The sequence below is a fragment of the Streptomyces sp. NPDC039609 genome, from assembly GCF_055596705.1.
This window is the reverse complement of record NZ_JBVIUJ010000019.1, coordinates 82573-98818: the sequence shown is the minus strand read 5'-3', so window position 1 is coordinate 98818 and position 16246 is coordinate 82573. Positions and strand designations below refer to the sequence as shown.

The window sequence follows — 16246 nt, the reverse complement described above, 5'->3', positions numbered from 1 at the left end:
CATTGAGCTGGTGGACAGTCAGCGGGCGATCCTTCCCCTCGCGTGCGGCCGGATCGTTCCTCCAGCAGCCGGTACTTCGTTACCTTACCTAATCTTTAACGCTTTCTTGACGCCCTCCTGGCGTCTCTCCCGGTCTCTCCCCGATCATTCGTGCGGTCCGCTTATCGGCACCCCGTCCGGGCCGCCCGGACGCTGCGCCTAAGGTTGCTCCCGTACTCCAGGACCACCCTGCCCCTCGAAGGACAGAGATGCCCTCCAACACGACCGCGCCTCCCGCCAAGAAGAAGGGGCGACGTGCCCGCCTGATCGTCCTCGTCCTGGCCCTCGCACTGGTGGCGGGCGTCGGCTACGGCGGGTACTGGGGCGTCAGCACTGTCCGGGCCTCGTTCCCGCAGACCACGGGCGAACTCCGGCTCGACAAGCTCTCCGGCCAGGTCGAGGTCAAGCGCGACGCCTACGGGGTTCCGCAGATCTACGCGGACACCGAGGCCGACCTCTTCCGCGCCCAGGGCTACGTCCAGGCCCAGGACCGCTTCTACGAGATGGACGTCCGCCGTCACATGACGTCGGGCCGGCTGTCCGAGATGTTCGGCAAGGACCAGGTCGACACCGACGCCTTCCTGCGCACCCTGGGCTGGCGGCAGGTTGCCCAGCAGGAGTACGACAAGGTCCTGTCGGCGGAGACGAAGAAGAATCTCCAGGCCTACGCCGAGGGCGTCAACGCCTATCTCAAGGACCGGGACCCCTCGGACGTCTCGGTCGAGTACGCCGCACTGGCGTTCTCCAGCGACTACGAGATCGAGCCCTGGACCCCCGTCGACTCGGTGGCCTGGCTCAAGGCGATGGCCTGGGACCTGCGCGGCAACATGCAGGACGAGATCGACCGCTCCCTGATGACGAGCCGGCTCAGCGCCGCTCAGATCAAGGAGCTGTACCCGCAGTACCCGTACGACCTGCACCAGCCGATCGTCGAGGGCGCGGGCAAGGGCGGCGGCGGCAACGACGCCGACGACGCGACCACCGGCACCGGCGCCCAGGGTTCCACCGGCGGCACCGGCTCCGACAGCTCGACGAACGGCAGCGCGAACGGCGCCCTGGAGGGGACGCAGTCCCAGCTCGGCGCGCTCTCCGACGCCCTCGACGAGATCCCCGCGCTACTCGGCCCCAACGGCAACGGCATCGGTTCGAACTCCTGGGTCGTCTCCGGGAAGTACACGACCTCCGGCAAGCCGCTGCTCGCCAACGACCCGCACCTCGCGCCGATGCTGCCGTCCCTCTGGTACCAGATGGGCCTGCACTGCCGCTCCGTCTCGGCGACCTGCCGCTACGACGTCGCCGGCTACACCTTCTCCGGTACGCCCGGCGTGATCATCGGCCACAACGACACCATCGCCTGGGGCCTCACCAACCTCGGCGCCGACGTCACCGACCTCTACCTGGAGAAGGTCGGCGACACGGGCTATCTGGTCGACGGCAGGATCAAGCCGTTCACGACCCGCGACGAGGTCATCAAGATCGCGGGCGGCGGCAGCCGGAAGATCACGATCCGCTCGACCGGCAACGGCCCGCTCGTCTCCGACCGCTCCTCGGACCTGGAGAAGGTCGGCCAGAAGGCCCCCGTCGGCAACGCCGCCCCGGACCGCGGCACCGGCTATGCCGTCTCCCTCCGGTGGACGGCCCTGCAGCCCGGCAAGTCCATGGACGCGATCTTCGAGCTCAACCGCGCCCAGAACTTCAAGCAGTTCCGCGCCGCGGCCGAGCACTTCGAGGTCCCCTCCCAGAACCTGATCTACGCCGACGCCGAGAACATCGGCTACCAGGCGCCCGGCAAGATCCCGGTCCGCGCCGAGGGACACAGCGGCACCGTCCCCGCGCCCGGCTGGGACTCCTCGTACCAGTGGAAGGGCTACATCCCGTACGACAAGCTGCCGTACGAGGAGAACCCCGAGCGCGGCTACATCGTCACCGCCAACCAGGCCGTCGTCGACGCCGACAAGTACCCCTACCTCCTTACGGAGGACTGGGGTTACGGCTCGCGCAGCCAGCGGATCAACGACCTCATCGAGTCGAAGACCAAGGACGGCGGCAAGATCTCGCCGGACGACATGCGGACCATGCAGATGGACAACCGCAGCGAGATCGCGACCCTCCTCAACCCGCTCCTGCTGAAGATCGACATCTCGGACCCCTACGTCCGCGAGGCGCAGAAGCTGCTGGAGGGCTGGGATTACACCCAGGAGCCCGACTCTGCCGCCGCCGCGTACTTCAACGCGGTCTGGCGCAACGTCCTCAAGCTCGCCTTCGGCGACAAGCTGCCCAAGGAGCTGCGGGCCGAGGGCGACTGCATCAACGTCCGCCCCGCCGACTCCACCGGCCTCCCGGTCGACGAGCAGAACAAGCGGGTACGGGAGTGCGGCGAGCGGGACGGCGACACGGCGCAGCCGGACGGCGGCGACCGCTGGTACGAGGTGGTCCGCCCGCTCCTCAAGCAGGAGAACAGCACGTGGTGGAAGACCGAGGCCAACCGCACCGACCAGGCCACCGAGAACCGTGACCAGCTGCTCGCCCGCGCCATGGAGGACGCCCGCTGGGAGCTGACCGCCGAGCTCGGCAAGGACGTCTCCACCTGGAGCTGGGGCCGGCTGCACCAGCTGACCCTGAAGAACCAGACCCTCGGCACCGCCGGACCGGGCTTCATCCAGTCGCTGCTCAACCGCGGCCCCTGGAACCTGGGCGGCGGCGAGGCGGCGGTGAACGCGACCGGCTGGAACGCGGCCGGCGGCTACGACGTCGTCTGGGTCCCGTCGATGCGGATGGTCGTCAACGTCGGCGACTGGGACAGGTCGCGCTGGATCAACCTGTCCGGCGCCTCGGGGCACGCGTACCACTCGCACTACACCGACCAGACCGACGCGTGGGTCAAGGGCGAGCTGCTCGGCTGGTCCTTCGGCAAGGCGGCGGTCGACGCCTCGACGAAGGAGACGCTGATCCTCAAGCCGTAGGTCGTGTCCGGAGAGTCTCGCCTGGCTCGCGACGCCCGGCACGCACGCTCGCGGCGTTGGCCGAAAGCCCGAGTAGCTCCGCTACAAGGGCTTCCGGCCGCCTTGCGATCGCACGCACCGGACGCCGCGAACCCCGCCCTTCGGGCGGACGGCGATACTCTCCGGACACTCCCTAGGCTTCAGGGGCGCTCGAAGCGCCGGACCCCCTCCGGGGTCACCACCGCGTGCACGGGGTGGTCGTGCGGTTCCTCAGGGACCCGGGCGACCACCTCGTTCGCGTAGAGGAGCACCACCAGGGACGGATGGGCGTCCGCCCGTGCGAGCCGGGCGAGCACGCGGTCGTACGAGCCGCCGCCCCTGCCCAGGCGCATCCCGCGCTCGTCGACCGCGAGGCCGGGCAGCAGCACCACGTCCGCCTCGCACACCGCCTCCGGACCCAGCCGCGGCCCCGTCGGCTCCAGCAGGCCCCGGCCCGCCTTCGCGAGGCTCTCCGCGCCCTCGTACACGGCCCAATCCAGGTCGTTGTCAGGCAGCAGCACCGGCAGCAGGACGCGGACGCCCCGCTCGCGCAGGACGTCGAGCAACGCGCGCGTGCCCGGCTCGCGGCCGACCGACACATAGGCGGCGACGGTCGCCGCCTCCGCCAACTCGGCCAGTTCTCGCGCACCCCGGGCGAACAGCTCGCCGGTGGATTCGGCATCATGAATGGTCAGCAGGGCGCGGGCGGCGAGCAGGTGCCGACGCAGGGCGGCCTTTTCGGACGTATCGCCCGTCACAGGGAACTCACGTGATGTCACGAACCTCTCGTATCCCTCTTAACCCATGGGAAGTCAATGGGAGGCCCATCTTCCTCTCATATCGAACAGCTATCATGCGCCCATGACTCAGTCCCCCACCAGGATCAGCAAGGCTGTCATCCCGGCCGCCGGTCTCGGCACACGCTTCCTTCCGGCCACCAAGGCCACGCCGAAGGAGATGCTCCCGGTCGTCGACAAGCCCGCGATCCAGTACGTCGTCGAGGAGGCGGTCACCGCCGGCCTCTCCGACGTCCTCATGATCACCGGTCGTAACAAGCGTCCCCTCGAGGACCACTTCGACCGGAACTATGAGCTGGAGGAGGCGCTGACCCGCAAGGGGGACGCGGAGCGCCTCTCCAAGGTCCAGGAGTCCAACGACCTCGCCACCATGCACTACGTGCGTCAGGGCGACCCGCGCGGCCTCGGACACGCCGTGCTCTGCGCGGCCCCGCACGTCGGCGACCAGCCCTTCGCCGTCCTGCTCGGCGACGACCTGATCGACCCGCGCGACCCGCTGCTCTCCCGGATGGTGGAGATCCAGGAGCGGGAGGGCGGCAGCGTGATCGCGCTGATGGAGGTCGAGCCCTCGCAGATCCACCTCTACGGCTGCGCCGCCGTCGAGGCGACCATCGACTCGGACGTCGTGAAGGTGACGGACCTCGTCGAGAAGCCGTCCCCGGCCGAAGCGCCCAGCAACTACGCGATCATCGGCCGCTACGTCCTCGACCCCGCCGTCTTCGGGATAATCCGCGAGACCGAGCCGGGCCGCGGCGGCGAGATCCAGCTGACCGACGCCCTGCAGAAGCTTGCCAAGGACGAGAAGATCGGCGGCCCGGTCCACGGTGTGGTCTTCAAGGGCCGGCGCTATGACACCGGTGACCGCGGCGACTATCTCCGTGCCATTGTCAGACTCGCGTGCGAACGTGATGACCTGGGCCCGGACTTCCGGACCTGGCTTCGCAGTTACGTCACCGAGGAGATGTAGCCACTTGAGCAGCAGTGCGGCACCGGAGTCCGGCGATCTGCCCGGCGTTCCTTCCGGCGAAGAGTCCGCCGATCCCTGCGCGGGTCCCTCCCGTGACCTGTGGTCGGTGGACGAGCACCTCGACGACATCCTGGCGGCGGTCTCCCCGCTCGAACCCATCGAGCTGCAACTGCCGGAGGCCCAGGGCTGCGTCCTCGTCGAGGACGTCACGGTGCCGGTCGCACTGCCCCCGTTCGACAACAGCTCCATGGACGGCTACGCGGTCCGGGTCGCCGATGTGGCCGGTGCCACCGACGAGTTCCCGGCCGTCCTGACCGTCATCGGAGACGTGGCCGCCGGCGCCGACGGCCTGCCCGTCGTCGGCCCCGGCCAGGCCGCCCGGATCATGACCGGCGCCCCGCTGCCGCCCGGCGCCGAGGCCGTCGTCCCGGTCGAATGGACCGATGGCGGTACGGGCGAGGGCGCGGCGAGCGGGATGCGCGCCGCCAGCGCCGCCCCCGAGGGCGCCGGCGGCGAGGTCCGCGTCCACAGGCCCGCCGAGGCCCGCGCGCACGTCCGCGCACGCGGCAGCGACGTCCAGGCCGGTGATCTGGCCCTGGAGGCCGGGACGGTCCTCGGGCCGCCCCAGATCGGGCTGCTCGCCGCGATCGGCCGCGCCACGGTGCGGGTGCGCCCGCGCCCGCGCGTCGTCGTGCTCTCCACCGGCAGCGAACTGGTCCAGCCCGGCGAGGAGTTGCGCGAGGGCCAGATCTACGACTCCAACAGCTTCGCGCTGGCCGCCGCCGCGCGCGACGCCGGCGCCATCGCCTACCGGGTCGGCGCCGTCACCGACGACGCCGACACGCTCCGGGCCACCATCGAGGACCAGCTGATCCGCGCCGACCTGCTCGTCACCACGGGCGGGGTCAGCGTGGGCGCGTACGACGTGGTCAAGGAGACGCTGACCGCCGACGGACGGGTCGACTTCCGCAAGCTGGCCATGCAGCCGGGCAAGCCGCAGGGCTTCGGGACGATCGGCCCCGAGCACACCCCGCTGCTCGCCCTGCCGGGCAATCCGGTCTCCTCGTACGTCTCCTTCGAGCTCTTCGTACGGCCCGCGATCCGGGCCCTGATGGGCCTCGAAGATCTCCACCGTCCCCGGGTCCGCGCCGTGCTCAAGGCCGACAAGGCGCTCTCGTCCCCGGCCGGCCGCCGCCAGTTCCTGCGCGGGACGTACGACGCAGAGTCCGGCACCGTCACTCCGGTGGGCGGAGCGGGCTCCCATCTGATCGCGGCGCTCGCGCACGCGAACGCCCTGCTCGTCGTCCCCGAAGAGGCCACGGGCATGGAGCCCGGGCACGAGCTGGACGTGGTCCTCCTCGGCTGAGGAGGCGCTGGTGGCGGTACCGTGGCGTCCCACACAGCGACCGGGAGTGTCACGGCCATGAGCACGCAGCAAGGACTCACCCACATCGACGAGGCGGGTGCGGCCCGCATGGTCGACGTCTCCGCGAAGGACGTCACGGCGCGGACCGCACGGGCCAGTGGCCGCGTCCTCGTCTCGCCGCGCGTGATCGAGCTGTTGCGGGGCGAGGGCGTACCGAAGGGCGACGCGCTCGCCACCGCCCGGATCGCAGGGATCATGGGCGCGAAGAAGACCCCCGACCTCATTCCGCTCTGCCACCCGCTGGCCGTCTCGGGTGTGACGCTCGACCTCACGGTCGCGGACGACGCGGTGGAGATCCTGGCGACCGTGAAGACCACGGACCGCACGGGCGTGGAGATGGAGGCCCTGACGGCGGTCTCGGTGGCCGCGCTGACGGTCGTCGACATGATCAAGGCGGTCGACAAGGGCGCGGTCATCTCCGACGTACGGGTGGAGGAGAAGACGGGCGGCAAGTCGGGCGACTGGACCCGGGAAGGGGCCGAGTCGTGACGCGCGGTGGCCGGGTGACCGGGGCGCCCGCCCACGAGGAGCCCGCCCACGGGGCGCCCGCCCACGAGGCGCCCGCCCCGGCGGCGGGCGCGGATCTCGGCAGCGCCCTCACCGCCCCGTACTCCGCCCTCGTCGTCACCGCCTCCAACCGGGCGGCGGCCGGCGTCTACGAGGACAAGGGCGGCCCGCTGCTCGCCGAAGGGCTGGCCCGCATGGGCTTCGCCGTGGACGGCCCGCAGGTCGTCCCGGACGGCGCCCCGGTCGAGGCCGCGCTCCGGGCCGGGGTCGAGGCCGGGTACGACGTCATCCTCACCACCGGCGGCACCGGCATCTCGCCCACCGACAGGACCCCCGAGGTCACCCGCCGGGTCCTCGACCACGAGATCCCCGGCATCCCCGAGGCGATCCGCGCCCACGGCCGGGAGAAGGTGCCGACCGCCGCGCTCTCCCGGGGCCTCGCCGGTGTCGCGCGCGGGACCGTGATCGTGAACCTGCCGGGTTCCTCGGGCGGGGTCCGCGACGGCATCGCCGTACTGGAACCGCTCCTGCGGCACGCGGTCGACCAGGTCCGCGGCGGCGACCACCCGAGACCGTCATGATCCCGTCCTGGCCCGTGGTCCTCTCGGACGGAGACGTCGTCCTCCGCCCGATAAAGATGCGTGACCAGAAGGTCTGGCGCGAGGTCAACCGGCGCAACCGTGACTGGCTGCGCCCGTGGGAGGCGACGGTTCCGCCGCCGGCCCCGGGCGGTCCGGTCGCGCAGCGGCCGACGTACCGGCAGATGGTCCGCCATCTGAGGGCCGAGGCCCACGCCGGCCGGATGCTGCCCTTCGTGATCGAGTACCGCGGCGAGCTCGTCGGTCAGTTGACCGTGGCCGGGATCACCTGGGGCTCGATGTGCTCGGGCCATGTCGGCTACTGGGTGGACAGCGCGGTGGCCGGCCGCGGCGTCATGCCGACGGCGGTCGCGCTCGCCGTGGACCACTGCTTCCGTTCGGTGGGACTGCACCGGATGGAAGTCTGCATTCGGCCCGAGAACGGCCCCTCGCGACGGGTCGTGGAGAAATTGGGATTCCGGGAGGAAGGGCTCCGGCCGCGCTACCTCCACATCGACGGGGCGTGGCGGGACCATCTCGTCTTCGCGCTCACCGCCGAGGAAGTGCCCGAGGGGCTGCTTCGCCGCTGGCACCTGGCACGTCCCTCCCACCCCGCCCAATGAAATAAGTGTTCGAATTCAATCAGCAGTTGATCCTCAATCGATCTGAACAATCACAAAAAAGTTCAGTGATATCAGCCAGATCGTGCGACACACCGGGCCAATTGGCCGATGCCCGTAACGGAACCCCTCTACGGTGTGAGGCGTGAGCAGCAGCGGCCTCATCTACGCAGTCATCGTCGGGGCCTGGGCCGCCTACTTGGTACCGATGTGGCTCCGCAGGCAGGACGAGCTCAACGAGGCCCGTCCGACGGAACGCTTCAGCACCGCCATCCGGCTCCTGTCCGGACGGGCGGGAATGGAGCGCCGATACGCCAAGGAGCTGAAGGACCGGGACCGTAGGGCGGACGACGCGGAGCCCGACGCGGACCCGGACGTCGAGACGGAGCATCTCAGCTCGGTCGACGTCCGGGCCTTCTCCGCGCCCGCGGCCAGGACGGAAGCCCGCCTGGAGATCCCGGAACCGGCACCCGCCCCGGCGCCCGCCGCCGCGCGCAGGCCCTCCAAGGCGGCCGCCGAGCGCGCCCGCCGCGGCAAGGTCCTCGCCCGGCGCCGGCGCACCACGGTCGTCCTCTTCCTCGCCTTCACCCTCGGCGCGGTCGTCGCCGCGGTCGGCGGCCTCGCGTTCCTATGGGCCCCGTCGGTCCCCGCGGTGCTGCTGAGCGCGTACATCGTGCATCTGCGTACGACGGAACGCCGGCGCTTCGTGTACGTGATGGACCGCCGCCGCGCCGAGGCGGCGGCGGCACGCCTGCGCGAGAGCCGGCCGCAGCGACGGCAGCCCGTGCCGGACGCCGACGAGGAGCCTGCCCGCCCGGAACCCGAACCGGCACCCTCGGTCTCCCCGCAGGAGGCCGGCCGTCGCGCGCTCGTCGAGCAGACGGACCACGCGGAGTGGGTGGACCAGCAGCGCGAGCGCGGCCCGGCCCGCGGCGACAGCTGGGACCCCGTCCCGGTCCCGCTCCCCACCTATGTCACCGCCCCGGTCGCCCCGCGGGCGACGAGCGGCGTCGACATCACGGACCCGGAGACCTGGAGCTCGGCCCGCTCCTCCACGGCGGCGGACCCGGCCCCGGCACCGTCGCCGTCCCCGGCGCCCGCCCCGCGCCAGCGCACGAACCAGCCGCGCCGCCAGCGCGACCACGGCCGCACCCCGCTCTTCGACCAGTACGCGGACGACGACCGCCCCCGCGCGGCCAACGAATGACCCCCGGCCGCGGGGCCTTCGGGCCCCTCGGCTGACCTGCGCCGGAACGGATTTCCTTGCACCCCGATCGGGATGCTAATGTTTCACACGTCGCAAGGGCCTGTGGCGCAGTCTGGTAGCGCACCTCGTTCGCATCGAGGGGGTCTGGGGTTCAAATCCCCACAGGTCCACAAGCGCAGGACGAGATCCCGTCCGATCGAAAGATCGGGCGGGATCTCGTCGTTTCCGGGGACGAGGTCTCCGCGAAGACGCAGGAATCACCGACTGCGGTCCAGGACGAGCTCCCGGAGCTCCGCGGCGGAGTCGGCGGCGAGCCGGTAGATGCCCTGAATGCTCGCCGACCTCATCAGCCGCCCGTCCTCGACGTGCTTGAGCCTGCGCTCGCCCCGGCGGGACGTGAACGTCAGCCGCCCCAGCAGATCGGTGGGGACGACCGTGTCGAACGCGAGGGGAGAACCGGGCGGCCCGAGCAGCACCTCGGTGACCCCGCCGCCCGCCTTCAGCGCCCTCCAGTCCAGAAGCTTCGCGTAGTCCTCGTCGGCGAGCTCCCTCCCCGCGTCCTCGTACGGGATGAACCGCGACACCTCCATGGCGCCCAGCACATGCAGGCGGGTGCGGAAGGCCCGGACGGGAAAGATCGTGTCACCGGGCTTCACACCCGCCCGCTCGAAGCTGGGCAGCGACTGGTGCGGGCCGCCGAACAACATCGTCAGGCGCAGGCCGGCGTAGCCGGAGCGCTCCAGGTACCGGCACAGATCGTTGGTCCACAGCGTGGTGTAGGAGTTCGGCACGGCAGAACCGTAGACGCACCCGCTGACAACCCGTCCCTGGCGGCGGTGCGATGCCGTCCCAACGTTCCATCCCGCGTTCTGGGTTGGCGCGTCCTCGCAGGTCAGATGGGGTGGAACGTCCCAGCGTCCCGTACCGGCGGTGAGAGCTGGCGGCCGTGGCGACCGCGGCGGCACGGTGAGGACCAGGCCGCCGGACGAGGCGGTCGGCCACCACCTACGGGGAGTTCACATGCGTACGTTCCGCACCCGCACCACCGTCCTTGCCGCCACCACCGCCGCACTCGCCCTCGCACTCACCGCCTGCGGCGGGGCGGACGACGGTACGAAGGACAAGAAGGCCGCCGCGTCCGTCTCACAGGTCACGCCCGGCACCGGCGCCACGGAGAGCGGCACCGGCCAGGACGGCCGGACGAGCGCCGACGGCACCACGGGCGGCACCGGCACCACGGGCGGCACCGGCACCTCAGGTGGGGACGCGTCGGGCCCGGCGACGTCCGCCGCGCAGACCGGCGCCAAGAAGAAGAACGACGGCGGGACCCCGGCCTGCACCGCCAACGACGTGAAGATCTCCGCGGTCAAGCAGGACGGCGTACCCACCACGCACATCACCCTGACCGCCACGAACGTCTCGGGCCGCTCCTGCACCCTGCTCCAGTACCCGCTGATCGCGTTCGGCGACATCCAGACGGCCAAGGACGTCCCGTCCGTCGCCAAGAGCAAGCCGGGCACGCCCGTCGTCCTGTCCGCCGGCGCCCCGGCCTACGCCGCCGTGCGCATCAACAACGGCGGAGTCGACGAGGAGAACCGCGCCGTGACGTCGTTCAGCGTGAACCTCTTCGCCAAGGACGGCCCGGCGGAGGGCAGCAAGGTGGTCAACGCTCCCGCCGGCGGCATCGCCGTCGACGACGCGGCCGCCAGGACCGGCTACTGGACGCACGAGCTGCGCAACGGCGCCGACGAGTTCTGATCCCCCCGCACTCCCCGGTGGGCGGAGGCGAGGGTGGCCGCGGCGGCGCGGCCACCCTCCCCACCGTCACGCGGTGCGGGCGATCCACCGCTGGAGCGCGATGTGGGTGAAGTCGTCGAGCGTGCAGAGCGCCTCGATCGCGTCGAGGTCGCCGGGCAGCGGGGCGATGCCCGCCGTGGTGAGCGCGGCGTGCAGCTCCAGTCGGCGCCGGTCCGCCGGATCGAGTGCCACCGTGACACGCGTGCTCGCCACGGGCGCCGGCAGCGGGTAGTCGCCGGTCTCCAGGAAGCCGTGGGCGATGTGCGTCCGCGTGTCCGTCTCCTCGGGAAGGTCGTCGAGGTATGCGGCAGGGAAGCGGTAGGGGTCGAGATCCGCCGTCACGGTCGGCGCCGCGGTGAAAGACTGGAGTGCAGTCATGAGTTCCTCCTCGGTTGTCCTGCCACTGCAGACGAGGACTACGGCCGGGCGGCGGTCAGTTGCGGCTCCCGCACGGGACCACCCGAATGCCGTCAATCCCATCTCGTCACACAAGCGAGAGTCCGCGGCCCCCGGCGGAGGAGTGCGCCGGGGGCCGCGGCAGGGGTGTCGGGAAACGCGTCAGGACGCCTGGGCCCGGTCGTACAGGGCCTTCGCGTCGTTGCCGAAGTACGGCCCGAACATGCGGTTGGGCAGGAAGGTGTAACCGAAGCTGTTCACCGAGACCTGGAGGCCCGTTCCCGTGGCCTCGCTGAAGCCGGAGAACCACGGGCCGCCGCTGGAGCCGCCCGTCATGTTGCAACCGAGGCTGTGGTCCTGCGAGAAGAGGAAGTCCTTCGAGGAGTTCCCCGCGCAGTGGATCAGCTTCGAGCCGTCGTACGGGGAGGCGGCCGGGAAGCCGAAGGCGTACATCGGCTTGTTGTAGCCGCCGTTGAACTGGATGCCCTGGGCGCCGGTCACCGACGTCAGCTTCTGGCCGTTCAGCGGCGCCACGACCGCCGCGCCGACGTCGTAGTTGATGTCCTCGCTCGCCTCCCACTGCGGGGTCGTGAGCGTCTTCGTCGCCGCCCACTGGCCGTACGGGGCGTTGCCGTTGTCGTAGGCCGGGACGAACACCCAGTTCGTGTGCCACGAGCCCTGGTACTTCACGCAGTGGCCGGCCGTGATGACCGTGCTCTGGTTCTGACTGGTGACCGCGTTGCCGGAACAGGAGGCCGTACGGCCCTGGAAGGTGAAGAACACCCGGCCAGAGGTCTTCACGACCGCGCCGGCGCCCGTCCAGGGGCCGCCGGGCTGAGGGAAGGCCGTCGGGGCGACGGAGGTCGGGGCGATCGTCGTCGGGGCGGACGAGCGGGCGACCTGCTTGAGGGACGTGAGTGCTCCGGGGGCGACCTCGAGGTCCAGCGGGGTGGCCGAGCGCATCCGCTCGGCGGTCCAGAAGGCGGGCTTCTCCGCCGCTTGCGCCGAGGTCGCGCTCAGAGCTCCGGTCAGCAGCGCTCCGACCGACAACAGGACAGCAGCGACTGTGCGATGGCGTCTCACGCATGTCTCCTTCTGCCGAGGCAGGTGGGGGATGAGAACGGTGCGGATCGACGTGCGTGAGGAAGCGTGCCAGATACTGAGATGAATTGTCAGGGGCGCGTCAGTAAATCGGCTCGGAGGCGTCAGTCCTTGTCGCTCGCGACCAGGGACTTCGCGAAGCAGCGGCTGTTCTCGTACTCCCGGTAGTGGCCGAACTTCGCGCACGGCTCGTAGCCGCTGCTGGTGTACAGCGCGATCGCCTCCGGCTGCGCCGTGCCGGTCTCCAGGACCATGCGGGTGCGGCCCGCCGCGCGCGCGTCCGCCTCGAGGGCCGCCAGGATGCGCCGGGCCAGCCCCAGGCCGCGCGCCTCGGGGACCACGTACATCCGCTTGAGCTCGGCGTCGCCGTCCGAGTAGCCCTCGTCGTTCTCGTCCTGGGTGCGCCAGCCGCCGGTCGCGACGGGGCGGTCCTCCGGGTCGTACGCGAGAAGGTAGAGACCGAGCGGCGGTACGAACATCCCGGCGTCCAGCGGTGTGGCATCGCCCTCGTCGCCATAGCGGGCGACGTACTCCAGCTGGACGGCGTCGTCGAGTTTGACGGCGTCAGGGTGGTCGTAGGGAGTGGGCCGTATGTTCATACGGGGCATCGTACATCTATGCGGGACGGCTCGGTCGGTATTCTCCCTGGATGCTCATTGTGACGTCCGTCAATGTCAATGGTCTCCGTGCCGCCGCCAAGAAGGGCTTCGTGGAGTGGCTTGCCGGCACCTCCGCCGACGCCGTCTGTCTGCAGGAGGTGCGCGCCGAGGAATCCCAGCTCCCGGACGAGGTCCGCGCGCCCGAGGGCTGGTTCACCGCGCACGCGCCCGCCGCCGCCAAGGGGCGCGCGGGGGTCTCCCTCTACACCCGGCGTGAGCCCGACTCGGTGCGGGTCGGCTTCGGGTCGAGCGAGTTCGACGGCAGTGGCCGGTACATCGAGGCCGACCTGCCCGGTGTCACGGTCGCCAGCCTCTACCTGCCCTCGGGCGAGGTCGGCACCGAGCGGCAGGACGAGAAGATCCGCTTCATGGACGAGTTCCTGCCGTATCTGAAGGAGCTCAAGCAGCGCGCCGCCGCCGACGGCCGTGAGGTCGTCGTCTGTGGTGACTGGAACATCGCGCACCGCGAGGCCGACCTCAAGAACTGGAAGACCAACCAGAAGAACTCGGGCTTCCTGCCCGAGGAGCGCGCCTGGCTGAGCCGTGTCTTCGACGAGGCGGAGTACGTCGACGTCGTCCGTGCCCTCCACCCGGACCAGGACGGGCCGTACTCGTGGTGGTCGTACCGCGGGCGCGCCTTCGACAACGACAGCGGCTGGCGCATCGACTACCAGGTCGCGACGCCGGGTCTGGCCGCCAAGGCGGTCAAGGCGTTCGTCGAGCGGGCCGCCACGCACGGGGAGCGGTGGAGCGACCACGCGCCCGTGACGGCGGTCTACGAGCTGTAGGGGAGCCGAAGGGGGCGCCCGGCGCGTCCCCTTCGGTCACGATGGTTCGCGCAGGCGGCGGTCCATGGCCATCGAGAGCTCCGCCTCCACCACGCTCTTCGCCAGCGGACGCAGCCGCTGGAGGTCCTTCTCGTCCGCGTGCTCGCGCAGCAGGTCCGTGAAGAGTCCCGCCAGTGCCTCCGCGTGTTCGCGCACCGCCCGGCCCGCCTCCAGGACCGCGGAGAGCGGGACGCCCTCCTTCACCAGGGCCGCGGAGACGTCGAGCAGGCGGCGGCTGATGTGGACGATCGCGTCGCCGTCGGTGGCGAGGTATCCGAGGTCGAGGGCGGCCAGCAGGTTCTCCGGGGTGACCTCGCCGGCGAAGTAGTCGGCCAGTTCCTGCGGGGTGAGCCGGATCGGCTCCTCCTCGGTGGGTTCGCCGAGGCCGAGGACCTCGCTGACGTCCTTGCCGCTCTCGAAGGCGGTGTTGAGGTCGGCGATGCCGTTGAGGGTGTGGCCGCGCTCGAGAAGGGCTGCGATCGTCCGGAGCTTGGCCAGGTGGTGGTCGTCGTACCAGGCGATGCGGCCCTCGCGCCGGGGTGGTGCGATCAGTCCGCGCTCGCGGTAGAAGCGCAGGGTGCGCACGGTGATGCCGGCCGCCGCCGCGAGCTCGTCCATCCGGTACTCGCGTATGCCGGCGGCCGGACCCGCCTGGTCCGTCACCTGATCCGATCGTTCTGCCACGCCCGCCAGCCTATGTTGTACCGCCGGTAACTTTCCCGCGCGCAACCCCTACCGCTCGGTATGGCGCTGCTCTACAGTCCCGACTGTGCCAGTGATTGCTGGCGGAATCTTGGCCGGGCGCGCGGGAGGCGGCATGGCGAAGCACGAGCACGTACGAGTGGCGGTGATCGGATCGGGGTTCGGTGGACTCGGGGCCGCCGTCCGGCTGCGCCGCGAGGGGATCACCGACTTCGTCGTCCTGGAGCGGGCCGGCTCCGTGGGCGGCACCTGGCGCGACAACAGCTATCCGGGCTGCGCCTGCGACGTGCCGTCCCATCTCTACTCCTTCTCCTTCGCGCCCAACCCCGACTGGCCCCGGACCTTCTCCGGGCAGCGCCACATCCGTGCGTATCTGGAGCACGTCGCCGACACCTTCCGGCTCCGCCCGCATCTGCGGCTGAACCACGAGGTGTCGCTGATGCGCTGGGACGCCGAGGAGCTGCGCTGGCACATCGAGACCAACCAGGGCCCCCTCACCGCCGATGTGATCGTCTCCGCGACCGGGCCGCTCTCCGACCCGAAGATCCCCGACATCCCCGGCCTGTCCGACTTCCCCGGCAAGGTCTTCCACTCCGCGCGGTGGGACCACGACTACGACCTCACCGGCAAGCGCGTCGCCATGGTCGGCACCGGCGCCTCCGCCATCCAGATCGTGCCCGCGATCCAGCCGCAGGTCGGGAAGCTGACGCTCTTCCAGCGCACCCCGCCGTGGGTCATGCCGCGCATGGACCGCGCCATCAGCGGCGCCGAGCGCTGGCTCCACCGCACGCTCCCCTTCACCGGGACCGCGCGCCGCGGGCTGCTCTGGGGCATCCGCGAGCTCCAGGTCAGCGCGTTCACCAAGCGCCCGGGCGAGCTGGGGCTCGTCGAGTCGCTCGCCAAGGCCAACATGGCCAAGGCGATCAAGGACCCGGCGTTGCGGGCCAAGCTGACCCCTTCGTACCGCATCGGCTGCAAGCGCATCCTGCTGTCCAACGCGTACTACCCGGCGCTCGCCCAGCCCAATGTGGACGTCGTCGCCTCCGGGCTGCGCGAGGTCCGGGGCTCGACCGTCGTCGCGGCCGACGGCAGCGAGACCGAGGTCGACGCGATCGTCTTCGGTACGGGATTCCACGTCACCGACATGCCGATCGCCGAGCGGGTCGTCGGCGCGGACGGCCGCTCGCTCGCCGAGGCGTGGAAGGACGGGGTGCAGTCGCTGCGCGGCGCGACCGTCGACGGATTCCCCAACTGGATGACGATCATCGGGCCCAACACGGGCCTCGGGAACTCCTCCATGATCCTGATGATCGAGTCCCAGCTGAACTACATGGCCGACTATCTGCGCCAGTTGAACGTGCTCGGAGGGCGCGCCGCCCTCGCCGCCCGGCCGTCCGCGGTCGGCGCCTGGAACCGCAAGGTGCAGGACCGGATGGAGCGGACCGTGTGGAAGTCGGGCGGCTGCGACAGCTGGTACCTGGACGCCAACGGCCGCAACACCACGCTGTGGCCGGGCACGACGAGCGAGTTCCGGCGCGAGACGCGACAGGTCGACCTCGCGGAGTACGAGGTGCTGCGGCCGGCCGTCGCCGAGGCCGCGCCCGCGAAGCGCCCCGCCCGCAAGAAGGAGACCGTCAAGTGA

Annotated in this window: 16 protein-coding genes and 1 tRNA gene; 11 read left to right on the top strand and 6 right to left on the bottom strand. The window is 70.9% G+C overall.

Annotated elements, in window-relative coordinates; all coding sequences use genetic code 11:
• Window positions 1-248: 248 nt before the first annotated feature.
• Window positions 249-3002, top strand: a complete 2754-nt coding sequence (locus ACZ561_RS37360; protein WP_471004119.1) for a penicillin acylase family protein — start codon at window positions 249-251, stop codon at window positions 3000-3002.
• Window positions 3003-3181: 179 nt separating this feature from the next.
• On the opposite strand, the gene ACZ561_RS37355 is transcribed toward ACZ561_RS37360, so the two are convergent.
• The gene (locus ACZ561_RS37355) at window positions 3182-3778 is read right to left on the bottom strand and encodes a 5-formyltetrahydrofolate cyclo-ligase (RefSeq protein ID WP_471004196.1); all 597 of its coding nucleotides are present in this window, start codon (window positions 3776-3778) and stop codon (window positions 3182-3184) included.
• A 103-nt stretch (window positions 3779-3881) separates the two neighbouring features.
• On the opposite strand from ACZ561_RS37355, the gene galU reads away from it, so the two are divergent.
• From galU to ACZ561_RS37320, 7 genes are all read left to right on the top strand, one after another.
• The gene (gene galU, locus ACZ561_RS37350; RefSeq protein WP_376442708.1) at window positions 3882-4784 is read left to right on the top strand and encodes a UTP--glucose-1-phosphate uridylyltransferase GalU; all 903 of its coding nucleotides are present in this window, start codon (window positions 3882-3884) and stop codon (window positions 4782-4784) included.
• 4 nt (window positions 4785-4788) lie between these two features.
• Window positions 4789-6150: a molybdotransferase-like divisome protein Glp gene (gene glp, locus ACZ561_RS37345; protein ID WP_471004117.1), complete on the top strand. Its 1362-nt coding sequence runs from the start codon at window positions 4789-4791 to the stop codon at window positions 6148-6150.
• 57 nt (window positions 6151-6207) lie between these two features.
• The gene (moaC, locus tag ACZ561_RS37340; RefSeq protein WP_329119549.1) at window positions 6208-6699 is read left to right on the top strand and encodes a cyclic pyranopterin monophosphate synthase MoaC; all 492 of its coding nucleotides are present in this window, start codon (window positions 6208-6210) and stop codon (window positions 6697-6699) included.
• Window positions 6696-7298, top strand: coding sequence for a MogA/MoaB family molybdenum cofactor biosynthesis protein (locus ACZ561_RS37335; RefSeq protein ID WP_471004114.1), 603 nt, complete (start codon window positions 6696-6698; stop codon window positions 7296-7298). The genes moaC and ACZ561_RS37335 overlap by 4 nt, the downstream gene beginning before the upstream one ends.
• Window positions 7295-7918, top strand: coding sequence for a GNAT family N-acetyltransferase (locus ACZ561_RS37330; protein WP_471004112.1), 624 nt, complete (start codon window positions 7295-7297; stop codon window positions 7916-7918). Before ACZ561_RS37335 ends, ACZ561_RS37330 begins: the two co-directional genes overlap by 4 nt.
• 142 nt (window positions 7919-8060) lie before the next feature.
• On the top strand, window positions 8061-9122 hold the full coding sequence (sepX, locus tag ACZ561_RS37325; RefSeq protein WP_471004110.1) for a divisome protein SepX/GlpR: 1062 nt from the start codon (window positions 8061-8063) through the stop codon (window positions 9120-9122).
• Between the two features lie 96 nt (window positions 9123-9218).
• Window positions 9219-9292, top strand: a tRNA-Ala gene (locus tag ACZ561_RS37320).
• 87 nt (window positions 9293-9379) lie between these two features.
• Here the strand turns inward: ACZ561_RS37320 and ACZ561_RS37315 are convergent.
• Window positions 9380-9913 (bottom strand): hypothetical protein, encoded by a 534-nt coding sequence (locus tag ACZ561_RS37315; RefSeq protein ID WP_471004108.1) that lies wholly within the window; start codon window positions 9911-9913, stop codon window positions 9380-9382.
• 229 nt (window positions 9914-10142) lie between these two features.
• Between ACZ561_RS37315 and ACZ561_RS37310 the strand changes: the two genes are divergently transcribed.
• Window positions 10143-10880 (top strand): DUF4232 domain-containing protein, encoded by a 738-nt coding sequence (locus ACZ561_RS37310; protein WP_471004106.1) that lies wholly within the window; start codon window positions 10143-10145, stop codon window positions 10878-10880.
• Between the two features lie 66 nt (window positions 10881-10946).
• Here the strand turns inward: ACZ561_RS37310 and ACZ561_RS37305 are convergent, their stop codons facing one another.
• The 3 genes from ACZ561_RS37305 to ACZ561_RS37295 all read right to left on the bottom strand — a co-directional run bounded on the left by ACZ561_RS37305 (window position 10947) and on the right by ACZ561_RS37295 (window position 13015).
• Window positions 10947-11297 (bottom strand): hypothetical protein, encoded by a 351-nt coding sequence (locus tag ACZ561_RS37305; RefSeq protein WP_471004104.1) that lies wholly within the window; start codon window positions 11295-11297, stop codon window positions 10947-10949.
• A gap of 180 nt (window positions 11298-11477) precedes the next feature.
• A complete protein-coding gene (locus ACZ561_RS37300; RefSeq protein WP_471004102.1) occupies window positions 11478-12398 on the bottom strand; it encodes a trypsin-like serine peptidase in 921 nt (306 codons plus the stop codon).
• A 122-nt stretch (window positions 12399-12520) separates the two neighbouring features.
• Entirely contained in the window at window positions 12521-13015 is a 495-nt protein-coding gene (locus ACZ561_RS37295) for a GNAT family N-acetyltransferase (RefSeq protein WP_471004100.1), read from the bottom strand.
• Window positions 13016-13065: 50 nt separating this feature from the next.
• Between ACZ561_RS37295 and ACZ561_RS37290 the strand changes: the two genes are divergently transcribed.
• A complete protein-coding gene (locus ACZ561_RS37290) occupies window positions 13066-13863 on the top strand; it encodes an exodeoxyribonuclease III (RefSeq protein ID WP_471004098.1) in 798 nt (265 codons plus the stop codon).
• Between the two features lie 36 nt (window positions 13864-13899).
• On the opposite strand, the gene ACZ561_RS37285 is transcribed toward ACZ561_RS37290, so the two are convergent.
• On the bottom strand, window positions 13900-14520 hold the full coding sequence (locus ACZ561_RS37285) for a MerR family transcriptional regulator (RefSeq protein WP_471004194.1): 621 nt from the start codon (window positions 14518-14520) through the stop codon (window positions 13900-13902).
• Between the two features lie 199 nt (window positions 14521-14719).
• On the opposite strand from ACZ561_RS37285, the gene ACZ561_RS37280 reads away from it, so the two are divergent.
• On the top strand, window positions 14720-16246 hold the full coding sequence (locus tag ACZ561_RS37280; protein ID WP_471004096.1) for a flavin-containing monooxygenase: 1527 nt from the start codon (window positions 14720-14722) through the stop codon (window positions 16244-16246).

Coding starts and splice junctions, on each gene's coding strand:
- galU (WP_376442708.1), top strand. CDS start 3,882: ATGACTCAGTCCCCCACCAGGATCAGCAAGGCTGTCATCCCGGCCGCC.
- ACZ561_RS37360 (WP_471004119.1), top strand. CDS start 249: ATGCCCTCCAACACGACCGCGCCTCCCGCCAAGAAGAAGGGGCGACGT.
- ACZ561_RS37290 (WP_471004098.1), top strand. CDS start 13,066: ATGCTCATTGTGACGTCCGTCAATGTCAATGGTCTCCGTGCCGCCGCC.
- ACZ561_RS37280 (WP_471004096.1), top strand. CDS start 14,720: ATGGCGAAGCACGAGCACGTACGAGTGGCGGTGATCGGATCGGGGTTC.
- ACZ561_RS37310 (WP_471004106.1), top strand. CDS start 10,143: ATGCGTACGTTCCGCACCCGCACCACCGTCCTTGCCGCCACCACCGCC.
- ACZ561_RS37295 (WP_471004100.1), bottom strand. CDS start 13,015: ATGAACATACGGCCCACTCCCTACGACCACCCTGACGCCGTCAAACTC.
- ACZ561_RS37330 (WP_471004112.1), top strand. CDS start 7,295: ATGATCCCGTCCTGGCCCGTGGTCCTCTCGGACGGAGACGTCGTCCTC.
- moaC (WP_329119549.1), top strand. CDS start 6,208: ATGAGCACGCAGCAAGGACTCACCCACATCGACGAGGCGGGTGCGGCC.
- ACZ561_RS37285 (WP_471004194.1), bottom strand. CDS start 14,520: ATGGACGAGCTCGCGGCGGCGGCCGGCATCACCGTGCGCACCCTGCGC.
- ACZ561_RS37305 (WP_471004104.1), bottom strand. CDS start 11,297: ATGACTGCACTCCAGTCTTTCACCGCGGCGCCGACCGTGACGGCGGAT.